This is a genomic window from Solemya elarraichensis gill symbiont (assembly GCF_002021095.1).
In the GTDB taxonomy this organism is placed as follows: domain Bacteria; phylum Pseudomonadota; class Gammaproteobacteria; order Chromatiales; family Chromatiaceae.
The window spans coordinates 1-9,545 of sequence record NZ_MPRK01000047.1 but is presented as its reverse complement, the minus strand read 5'-3'; the positions used below and the strand labels follow the sequence as shown (position 1 = coordinate 9,545).

The following is a 9,545-nucleotide window of genomic DNA, read 5'->3' as shown; positions in this document are numbered from 1 at the left end:
GGTCAAGCAGGCGATTGTCGGCACCGGTGGTGCGGACAAGGCGCAGGTGACCCACATGGTACGTGTATTGCTCAATCTCAAGAGTGAAGAGCTGACGGAAGACCAGGCTGATGCCCTGGCGATCGCACTCTGCCATGCGCATACGGGCGATGCCGAAAAACGTATCGAGGCGCTGTCATGATCGGGCGTCTCTACGGTACTTTGGTGGTCAAGCAAGCGCCATTCCTGCTGATCGATGTCAACGGTGTCGGCTACGAAGTCGAGGCACCGATGTCGACATTCTACGAGTTGCCGGAGACAGGCCAGCAGGCGCAGCTCTATACGCATCTCGTGGTTCGCGATGACGCGCACATCCTGTTCGGTTTTTTCCGTGAATCCGAGCGCACCCTCTTCAGGACCCTGCTCAAAGTGAGCGGTGTCGGCGGCAAAATGGCGCTGGCAATACTTTCCGGTATGAGTGCAGAGGACTTTGTTTTGTGCGTGCAGAGTGACGACCATGCCACCCTGACAAGAATTCCCGGCGTCGGCAAGAAAACCGCACAACGCCTGGTTATCGAGATGAAAGACAAGGTTGCCGATTTCGCCGGTGTGCCATCGGTAGCGGGCAAGGCGCAGGTGCAGGCGGTTACGGAGTCGCCTGAATCGGAAGCCGTGAGTGCGCTGGTTGCGCTTGGCTACAAGGCTGCCGATGCGACAAAAATGGTCAAGAGTGTTGCGCAAGACGAGGCAACAAGTGAAGAGTTGATTCGCACTGCGCTGCAATCGACAGTGAAGGGAAAAGGCTGATATGGACGATCACGAACGACTCGTCAGCGGTTCCGAGATGAGCGAAGAGGCTGCCATCGACCGCGCTATTCGTCCCCGCACACTTGCAGAGTATGTAGGCCAGCCGGCGGTACGCGAGCAGATGGAGATATTTATCAGTGCAGCGCGCGGGCGCAGTGAAGCTCTCGATCATGTGCTGATTTTTGGCCCGCCCGGGCTCGGCAAAACAACGCTGGCGCATATCGTTGCCAACGAGATGCAGGCGAACCTGCGACAAACCTCCGGACCGGTTCTGGAGAAAGCGGGAGACCTTGCCGCGCTGTTGACCAACCTTGAGCCGCACGATGTGCTGTTCGTTGATGAGATACATCGCCTGAGCCCGGTTGTCGAGGAGATTCTATACCCGGCGATGGAGGATTATCAGCTCGATATCATGATTGGCGAGGGACCGGCAGCGAGATCGATCAAACTCGACCTGCCACCATTCACGCTGATTGGCGCAACTACCCGCGCAGGACTGCTGACATCACCTCTGCGTGACCGTTTTGGTATTGTGCAGCGGCTGGAATTTTATAACGTCGAGGATCTCGCCAGTATCGTGCAGCGCTCGGCGCATATCGTCAATGTCAGCATCGATGCAGAAGGTGCGCATGAGATTGCCAGGCGTTCGCGCGGCACACCGCGAATTGCCAACCGTCTGCTGCGACGGGTGCGCGACTACGCCGACGTCAAGGCAGATGGCAAGGTCACCGTGGCAGTCGCCCATGATGCCTTGAACATGCTCAAGGTCGATGAGAACGGTTTTGATCACATGGACAGGCGCCTGCTGACAGCAATCCTCGAGAAATTTGAAGGTGGTCCGGTCGGCGTCGACTCGCTTGCTGCCGCCATCGGTGAAGAGCGCGGCACAATTGAAGATGTGCTTGAGCCTTTTCTTATTCAGCAGGGCTTCCTGGTGCGTACACCCCGCGGGCGTATGGCAACACGACAGACATGGCTTCATTTTGGTATGACGCCACCGAATCGGGAGACACCGCATGCCGATGATCTCTTCGGTGATATGGATGCCGGAGAATAGGTGGGAACAATGCGTGCCATGACTTGTCACACAAACAGTGGTGAATTGCATTGAACCATTTTGAATGGCCGGTGCGGGTCTACTACGAGGATACGGATGCAGGCGGCGTGGTTTACTACGCCAACTACCTGGCTTACATGGAGCGAGCGCGTACCGAGTGGCTGCGTGCAACCGGTTTTGAGAACCAGCGGTTAATGGATGAGGATGGCGTGGTTTTCGCCGTGCGTCGTGCCAGTGTCGAGTATCTCAAGCCGGCGCGCCTGGATGACGAATTGACTGTACATGCCAGTGTGGCGCAGTTGAAACGTGCATCCCTGTTGTTCAAACAAGAAATCAGGAGAGGGGATGAGTTGTTGTGTAGCGGCGAGATACTGCTTGTCTGTGTCGATACGCATACTTTTCGCCCAACCTCCATACCCAATAAAATTAGAGACAGGATAGACAGGACAGGATAAATAATGGCAGGTGAACTCGATATTTTAGAACTGGTGTTACATTCAGGCCCTGTGGTCAAAGCCGTATTGTTGCTTCTGTTGCTGGCATCAGTTTTGTCATGGGGAGCGATCATCGATCGTTCACGTGCTTTCAGTAAGGCACGTAAGACAGCAAAAACTTTCAGGAAGAAGTTCTGGGAAGGTGATGACCTGGGCTCGTTCTTCAAGAGAGCCAAGCCAAAGAAATATGGTGGCATGTGCTCCATTTTCACTGCCGGCTTCAAGGAGTTCACAACCACCAGGGAGCATGGCGGTGAACACGTCACCATTATCAACAACAGTCGGCGTGCCATGCGTGTTGCGCAGAACCGTGAACTGACCAGGCTCGAAAGCCAGCTCACACTGCTTGCCACTGTCGGTTCAACCAGTCCCTATGTTGGTCTCTTCGGTACCGTGTGGGGCATCCTGAACTCCTTCCAGGCACTGGGCTCCGTGCAGCAGGCGACTCTCAACATGGTCGCTCCCGGAATTGCCGAGGCGCTGATTGCAACCGCCCTTGGCCTGTTTGCCGCGATTCCCGCAGTTATTGCCTACAACAAGTACACGGCCGAAATCGAACGCCTTGAGGGTGAGTATGATGACTTCATCGAGGAATTCACCAACGTGCTTCAGCGCCAGTTAATCCGCTGAGCGGAAGGCAGTATCCATGTCACGTCGCAGCCGTAAAAGCATGTCACAGATCAATGTTGTTCCCTTCATTGACGTAATGCTGGTGCTCCTGATTATCTTCATGGTGACTGCGCCATTGCTGGTGCGGAATGTCGATGTCGAGTTGCCGGTATCCAAGGGGGATCCAACCCAGGTCGCCGAAATCCTGCCGCCTGTCGTCGTTGGTGTCGATGAGCAGGGGCGCTATTTCATTTACAACGACGAAGGCGTACGTGAATACGCCGAATCCAGGGAGGCAGCGATTGCGCGTGCTGCTGCAGTCTACGCACTTGATGCTGATGCTGGAACTGAACGCGAAATCATGGTCTATGGTGATAAGCGAGTCGAGTATCAAAAGGTTCTTGACCTGCTCAGCCTGCTGTCGCCCTACGTACGTGAAGGTGACAGCGTCAAGTTGATGACAGTATTGGGTGAGTAGAGGTGTTTTCTCTCTTCAGGAGCAACCCGGTTGCCATGCTGTTTTCACTGCTATTGCACCTGCTGCTGCTCTACCTGTTGTTTCTCAAGGCAGATGAGTTGCTGACCATGGACGCACCTGCACCCATTGTGGCAGAGGAAGTTGAAGAGCAGCCTCCTATCCCGGTGGTGGTGCCGAAAGAGACAGTGCAGCAGGTGATGCATGAGTTGCGCGAGAAACGCGAACTGCAGAAGCAGAGTGCAGTGGGTCTGAAGAAACGCGAAGACGAAGAGCTGCGATTGGCTCGTGAGGCGAAGGAAAAAGAGAAGCGCCGACTTGCCGAACTGCAAAGGCAGCGCGAAGAGGAGTTGAAACGCCTCAAACAGGAGCAGAAGGAGAGAGAGAGGCAACTCGCCGAGTTGCAGAAACAGCGCGAGGAAGCCGAGCGCAAACGCAAGGAAGAGGAAGAGCGCCTGCGAATACTTGAGGAGCAGCGTATTGCTGCAGAGAAGGCGGCAGAAGAAAAGCGCAAGGAAGAGGAAGAACGCCAGCGAATACTTAAGGAACAGCGCATAGCTGCAGAGAAGGCGGCAGAAGAAAAACGCAAGGAAGAGGAAGAGAAAGAGCGGCTCAGGCAGCTTGAAGAGGAACGCCTTGCTGCCAAGCTGGAAGCTGAGCGCAAGGAAGAAGAGCTGAAACAAAAGAAGCTTGAAGAAGAACGCATTGCGGCTGAGAAAATAGAGCAGGAGAAAAAGCGCAAAGAGGAAGAGAAGAAAAAATATGCCGAGGCCAAGCGTAAGCAGGAGATTGCTGCACGCAAAAAGGCCGAAGCAGCCGCTGCGGCAGCCAGACAGAAGAGCAAGGGAAAAGGCTCTGGCAGTGGGTCGAGTCGCAAAGCCGGTGGCGGTGGCGGCAAGAACTATAATAAGTACATTGGACCAATCAAGTCCAAGATTACGCGGAACTGGCGTCGGCCATTGGGCAGTAGTTCAGACCTCGTGGTGAAAATGCGTCTGAAACTTTTTCCCGGGGGCGGTATTGCCGATGTACAAGTGATAAAATCGAGCGGAAATGTCGCTTTTGATCGTTCGGCAGCGGATGCTGTCAGGCTTTCAGATCCTCTGCCGGTGCCAAAAGGTAAGGATTTTGACGCGTTTCGTTCATTTGTTTTGGAATTTACACCAAACAGGATTCGATGATGAAAATCAGAACTCTACTCTTTGCATGGCTGCTGATGCTGCCACTCGCAGCGCAAGCAGAACTGACCATCAAGATTACCGGTGGTAACGTTGATGCGATTACGATAGCCATTGCTCCCTTCGAATGGGCAGGTGGAGAGACTCCACCAACGGCAGAATTCGACAGGATTATCTCTGATGACCTGCAACGCTCGGGTGAATTCAAACCATCTTCGCGGCTCAATCAGCCGCAGGCGGCTCCATTTGGGCAGTCGGTGAATCATGCCACCTGGCGCGATCGCGGTATCAATAACCTGGTAACAGGCAAGGTGACCAGTGTTGCCGGGCGCTACAGGGTTGAGTTTGCTCTCCATGACACGGTTGAAGGCAAGCAAATCACCAAGGATACGGTCTACGCAGCAACCAAGGACCAGCGCTTTGCCGCGCACCACGTGGCCGACCTGGTTTACGAGGCCTTGACCGGCGAACGTGGTGCTTTCGCTACACGCATCGCTTTCGTTGTAGCCAACCGCCGAGCCAACAGCCTGCAGGTTTCCGACTCTGATGGTCATGGTGCGAAAACTATCCTGGCGACTAACGATCCAATCATGTCACCCTCCTGGTCGCCTAATGGCAAGAAGCTGGCCTATGTCTCTTTTGAGGGAGATCAGCCGGCCATCTATGTGCAGAATGTCGAATCCGGCAGTCGCAGGAAACTGACCAGCTTCAAGGGCATCAACGGTGCGCCGGTCTGGTCGCCGGACGGTTCACGTCTCGCATTGACCCTGTCGAAGGATGGCGATCCTGATATCTATGTTATTTATGCCGGTGGCGGTGGATTGCAGCGTATTACCAAATCACCAGGCATCGATACTGAATCCTCATGGTCACCTGACGGTAAATCACTGATTTTCACGTCAGATCGTGGCGGAACACCGCAAATTTACCGGGTTTCTGCTGCAGGTGGGCCTCCCACAAGACTGACCTTTGAGGGTAAATACAACTCGAATGCTTCCTTTGCCCCTGACGGCAAGAGTATTACACTGGTAACCAGGACTTCAGCAGGCTACCAGGTAGCTATACTTGATTTAGAAACAGGCGGTATGCAGATGCTAAGTGACGGCCCTCTGGACGAGTCTTCCAGCATCGCGCCGAATGGCAAGATGGTCATTTATGCCAGCGGCATGCGAGGTACCTTGCATGTTGCTGCTACCGATTACGATGTTGAAACGCGTCTGGCCGCGCAGTCCGGTGATGTCCGGAACCCGGCCTGGTCGCCATTCCTGATAAAAAGGTGATAACCATGAAAAGAAGAGAATTACTGGGCTTCATGGGCGCTGGCGCGCTACTTGGTCTTGCGGGTTGTTCAAGCAAGGGTGGGGTAGGTGAAGACGACTTCATGATCGACGGTGTTCGTGCGCTGGACATCAAGACCATCCACTTTGATTTCGATGAGTATGTCATCAAGCCGAAGTACCGTCGTGTACTCAGTGCACATGCGAAAAAGCTCAACGAGACTGGTGCCAGCATCAGGATCGAGGGCCATTGTGATGAACGCGGTACGCGTGAATATAACATCGGCCTTGGTGAGAGACGTTCTAATGCTGTACGCAATTACCTGATTGCAGAAGGCCTCTCCTCGTCGCAGATTTCTACCATCAGCTACGGTGAAGAGCGTCCGGTTGACTATGCACATAACGAATCGGCATGGGCGAAAAACCGTCGTGCGGAACTGCTCTACTAATGATCAGGGCAATTCTTGTATGCGGATTTCTGCTGCTGTCACAGTTCGCTGTTGCCGGTACCTCTGATCGTGTCGAGGCGCTTGAGCGCCGCATAGGCGTGGTTACCGACCTGACATTGCGAGTTGAGCAGCTGCAGATTTCCAATAACCAGCTGCGCGGCGAGATCGATGAGCTCAGGCATGAGCTTGAGCAACTCAAGCAGCAGCAGCGTGAGATGTACCTGGATGTTGAACGCCGTCTTGGTCGGCGCTAACAGCGCACCAGACTAAACGATCGGCTGAGCTGCTTTTATGACGCAACTGCGGATTACCGAAATTTTCTGCTCGTTGCAGGGTGAGAGCTGCAGTGTCGGGTATGCGACAGTTTTCGTGCGCCTGACCGGCTGCCCGCTACGTTGCTACTACTGTGATACGACATATGCCTACAGTGGCGGAGACCTGCTGGATATCGATGCCATTGTTGAACAGGTGCAGGGGAATGGCGTTCCATGCGTGACTGTGACTGGCGGTGAACCGCTTGCACAGGAAGGCGCGATCGAGCTCCTTAATAAGTTGTGTGATGCCGGTCTGACAGTCTCACTCGAAACCAGCGGCGCACTCGATATTGAACCCGTCGATACGCGCGTTTCCCGGGTTGTTGATATCAAAACCCCTGGCTCCGGTGAGGCCTCGAAAAACCTCTGGAAAAATCTTGCCCTCCTGACTTCCAATGACCAGGTCAAGTTCGTCATCTGTGACAGAACCGATTTCGACTGGTCAAAACGCATCTTGGAAAAATACCAGCTGACAGAGAGTTGTGAAGTGCTCTTCTCGCCCAGCATGGATGAAATGGATGCCACGCAGCTGGCCGACTGGATCGTTGAGGAGCGCCTTCCTGTACGTTTCCAATTGCAGTTGCACAAGATTCTGTGGGGAAACAAACCTGGTGTCTGAGCATGGCAAGAAAGCGGTTGTCCTCCTCTCCGGCGGGCTCGACTCGGCAACCGTACTGGCAATTGCCAGGCATGCAGGTTACGACTGCTATGCACTCAGCTTCGATTATGGTCAGCGCCACAGCGCTGAGCTCAATGCAGCAAGAAAAATTGCAGAAGAGTTTAACGTCAGGCAACACCTGGTGTTGCCAATGGCACTGGATGCAATTGGCGGATCTGCACTGACGGATGAGGCAATTGACGTGCCGGAAACACTGGCAGAAGGCATACCAGTCACCTATGTGCCTGCAAGGAATACCGTGTTTCTCTCAATAGCGCTAGGCTGGGCTGAAGTGCTCGGTGCGCGTGATATATTTATTGGTGTGAATGCCGTCGATTACTCCGGCTACCCCGACTGCCGTCCAGAATTTATCGAGGCTTTTGAACAGCTTGCAAACCTGGCGACAAAGGCAGGAGTGGAGGGCGATCATTTCACTGTACAGGCACCGCTGATAGAAATGAGCAAGTCCGACATCATTCATCGCGGGATCGAACTGGGCGTCGACTACAGTAAAACAGTCTCCTGCTACCAAGCCGATGAAGAGGGCCGCGCCTGTGGCGTGTGTGACTCATGCAGGCTCAGAAAGGCAGGCTTCGAACGGGCGGGGGCAGAGGATTCGACAAACTATCAATGACCCCGCCGGTTATGGTTAAATTAAACACTATAAAAACAGTGGATACACCACTGACAGACAATAAAACAGAAATCTGCTGAGGATTAAAAAATGTTAATGGAAAGCTTTGCCGAGGCTCAAAACCTCTTTCTGCTGCTTGTTTTCGCCATCGCCTTCATCATGGGTGCGGTGGTCAATAAAACCAATTTCTGCACCATGGGAGCCATCTCTGATTGGGTCAACATGGGTGACAAGGGCCGCCTTGGCGCCTGGTTTTTCGCGATTGCGATAGCAATGATCGGGGTTGTCATCCTCGAGATGTTCGGAATGGTTGATGCCGACGGCGCTTTTCCTCCCTACCGTAACGGCCAGTTGATCTGGGCTGAAAACCTGGTTGGGGGTATCATTTTCGGTATCGGCATGACACTCGCCAGCGGCTGCGGTAACAAGGCGCTGATTCGCGTCGGCGGCGGCAACATCAAGTCGATCATGGTGGTCGCTATTATTGCGGTTATCTCCTATTACATGATCAATCCTTTCCCCGGCAGCGACAGCACACTATTCACCGTGCTCTTTTATGACTGGCTCCGTCCGCTCGCAATCGATCTGCCCTCCAATCAGGATCTTGGTACCCTGATTGCAGGCGATGAGGGCGCGCTGTTTGCGCGTCTCGCGATTGGCCTGTCGATCGCTGCCATACTGATCGTCGCAGCCTCTATTTCGGGTGGATTCCTCGACAGTTTCGACAACATTCTCGGCAGCCTGGTTGTCGGCCTCGCCGTTCTTGCTGCCTGGTACGTTTCAAGCAATGTCATGGTTAATGTTGACGATGAACCGATGAGAATGGCCGAGTACGTACAAAACTGGGATTTCATCGCCGAGGATGCAGAGGGCAAGCCGGACGATAGTCGCCCGCTCAACGCCCAGTCATTTACATTCATTAACCCAATGGGGCAAACCTTCGGGTATGCCAAATCGGGTTTTGACGGTGCCTTTTTGACATTCGGTATCATGGCGCTGGCAGGTGTGATTCTCGGTTCCCTGGTGTGGTCCCTGATATCAAAGAGCTTCCGCATCGAGTGGTTCGCGTCATTCGGCGATTTCTTTGCGCACTTAATCGGTGCCATCCTCATGGGCCTAGGTGGTGTACTGGCGATGGGCTGCACTATCGGACAGGCTATAACGGGCGCCTCGACGCTCGCGGTTGGTTCCTTTGTTGCCTTTGGTGGCATCGTTTTCGGCAGTGCCCTGACAATGAAAATCCAGTACTACAAGCTGGTTTACGAGGAAGAAGCAAGCTTCAGCAAGGCGCTGGTTGCCTCACTGGTGGATATGCGCCTGCTGCCTAACAGCATGCGCAAGCTCGAGAAGGTGTAACAGGGCAAAATTGGTCATCCGGACTCTTGCCAAATCCGACTCTTTCTGTATAATCGTGCGCTTCCGGGATTTACCCGGATTGTGCACATATGGGCCGTTAGCTCAGTTGGTAGAGCAGTTGACTTTTAATCAATTGGTCGGGCGTTCGAGTCGCCCACGGCCCACCATATTTTCAGGGAAGCCCGACGAATGTCGGGCTTTTTTGTGCCATCCAGGAAAGTGAAGGGCTATCTCGGCCATCCTTGCCCTCGCCCTTCT

13 protein-coding genes and 1 tRNA gene are annotated in these 9,545 nt (G+C 53.9%); all 14 read left to right on the top strand.

The features are described 5' to 3' along the window. Positions 1–181: crossover junction endodeoxyribonuclease RuvC (locus BOW51_RS03835; RefSeq protein WP_174564726.1), on the top strand; the 181-nt coding region annotated here is incomplete at its 5' end. After that, the gene (ruvA, locus tag BOW51_RS03830) at positions 178–786 is read left to right on the top strand and encodes a Holliday junction branch migration protein RuvA (RefSeq protein ID WP_078476522.1); all 609 of its coding nucleotides are present in this window, start codon (positions 178–180) and stop codon (positions 784–786) included. The genes BOW51_RS03835 and ruvA, both read left to right, overlap by 4 nt. Before the next feature lies 1 nt (position 787). Then, positions 788–1,843, top strand: a complete 1,056-nt coding sequence (gene ruvB / locus BOW51_RS03825; RefSeq protein ID WP_078476521.1) for a Holliday junction branch migration DNA helicase RuvB — start codon at positions 788–790, stop codon at positions 1,841–1,843. 50 nt (positions 1,844–1,893) lie between these two features. After that, complete coding sequence (ybgC, locus tag BOW51_RS03820) at positions 1,894–2,298, top strand: tol-pal system-associated acyl-CoA thioesterase (protein WP_078476520.1); 405 nt, start codon at positions 1,894–1,896, stop codon at positions 2,296–2,298. A 3-nt stretch (positions 2,299–2,301) separates the two neighbouring features. Then, the gene (tolQ, locus tag BOW51_RS03815; RefSeq protein ID WP_078476519.1) at positions 2,302–2,967 is read left to right on the top strand and encodes a protein TolQ; all 666 of its coding nucleotides are present in this window, start codon (positions 2,302–2,304) and stop codon (positions 2,965–2,967) included. Between the two features lie 16 nt (positions 2,968–2,983). Further along, entirely contained in the window at positions 2,984–3,424 is a 441-nt protein-coding gene (locus BOW51_RS03810) for a biopolymer transporter ExbD (protein WP_078476518.1), read from the top strand. Positions 3,425–3,459: 35 nt separating this feature from the next. Then, complete coding sequence (gene tolA / locus BOW51_RS03805; RefSeq protein WP_135568037.1) at positions 3,460–4,602, top strand: cell envelope integrity protein TolA; 1,143 nt, start codon at positions 3,460–3,462, stop codon at positions 4,600–4,602. Beyond that, positions 4,602–5,879: a Tol-Pal system beta propeller repeat protein TolB gene (tolB, locus tag BOW51_RS03800; RefSeq protein WP_245828446.1), complete on the top strand. Its 1,278-nt coding sequence runs from the start codon at positions 4,602–4,604 to the stop codon at positions 5,877–5,879. The genes tolA and tolB overlap by 1 nt, the downstream gene beginning before the upstream one ends. Before the next feature lie 5 nt (positions 5,880–5,884). Further along, the gene (gene pal / locus BOW51_RS03795; RefSeq protein WP_078476515.1) at positions 5,885–6,325 is read left to right on the top strand and encodes a peptidoglycan-associated lipoprotein Pal; all 441 of its coding nucleotides are present in this window, start codon (positions 5,885–5,887) and stop codon (positions 6,323–6,325) included. Continuing rightward, a complete protein-coding gene (locus BOW51_RS03790) occupies positions 6,325–6,579 on the top strand; it encodes a YbgF trimerization domain-containing protein (protein ID WP_167367233.1) in 255 nt (84 codons plus the stop codon). The genes pal and BOW51_RS03790 overlap by 1 nt, the downstream gene beginning before the upstream one ends. Positions 6,580–6,616: 37 nt before the next feature. Next, a complete protein-coding gene (gene queE / locus BOW51_RS03785) occupies positions 6,617–7,258 on the top strand; it encodes a 7-carboxy-7-deazaguanine synthase QueE (protein ID WP_078476513.1) in 642 nt (213 codons plus the stop codon). Further along, positions 7,251–7,931: a 7-cyano-7-deazaguanine synthase QueC gene (queC, locus tag BOW51_RS03780; protein ID WP_078476512.1), complete on the top strand. Its 681-nt coding sequence runs from the start codon at positions 7,251–7,253 to the stop codon at positions 7,929–7,931. The genes queE and queC overlap by 8 nt, the downstream gene beginning before the upstream one ends. 90 nt (positions 7,932–8,021) lie before the next feature. Beyond that, positions 8,022–9,287, top strand: a complete 1,266-nt coding sequence (locus tag BOW51_RS03775) for a YeeE/YedE family protein (protein ID WP_078476511.1) — start codon at positions 8,022–8,024, stop codon at positions 9,285–9,287. A gap of 91 nt (positions 9,288–9,378) precedes the next feature. Beyond that, positions 9,379–9,454: transfer RNA gene (locus tag BOW51_RS03770), tRNA-Lys, on the top strand. Positions 9,455–9,545 lie beyond the last annotated feature (91 nt).

What these genes read in the sequence shown, in the direction of transcription:
- BOW51_RS03790 (WP_167367233.1), top strand. Translation starts at nt 6,325, where the DNA reads ATGATCAGGGCAATTCTTGTATGCGGATTTCTGCTGCTGTCACAGTTC.
- pal (WP_078476515.1), top strand. Translation starts at nt 5,885, where the DNA reads ATGAAAAGAAGAGAATTACTGGGCTTCATGGGCGCTGGCGCGCTACTT.
- tolB (WP_245828446.1), top strand. Translation starts at nt 4,602, where the DNA reads ATGAAAATCAGAACTCTACTCTTTGCATGGCTGCTGATGCTGCCACTC.
- BOW51_RS03810 (WP_078476518.1), top strand. Translation starts at nt 2,984, where the DNA reads ATGTCACGTCGCAGCCGTAAAAGCATGTCACAGATCAATGTTGTTCCC.
- tolA (WP_135568037.1), top strand. Translation starts at nt 3,460, where the DNA reads ATGCTGTTTTCACTGCTATTGCACCTGCTGCTGCTCTACCTGTTGTTT.
- ruvA (WP_078476522.1), top strand. Translation starts at nt 178, where the DNA reads ATGATCGGGCGTCTCTACGGTACTTTGGTGGTCAAGCAAGCGCCATTC.
- ruvB (WP_078476521.1), top strand. Translation starts at nt 788, where the DNA reads ATGGACGATCACGAACGACTCGTCAGCGGTTCCGAGATGAGCGAAGAG.
- queE (WP_078476513.1), top strand. Translation starts at nt 6,617, where the DNA reads ATGACGCAACTGCGGATTACCGAAATTTTCTGCTCGTTGCAGGGTGAG.
- BOW51_RS03775 (WP_078476511.1), top strand. Translation starts at nt 8,022, where the DNA reads ATGTTAATGGAAAGCTTTGCCGAGGCTCAAAACCTCTTTCTGCTGCTT.
- tolQ (WP_078476519.1), top strand. Translation starts at nt 2,302, where the DNA reads ATGGCAGGTGAACTCGATATTTTAGAACTGGTGTTACATTCAGGCCCT.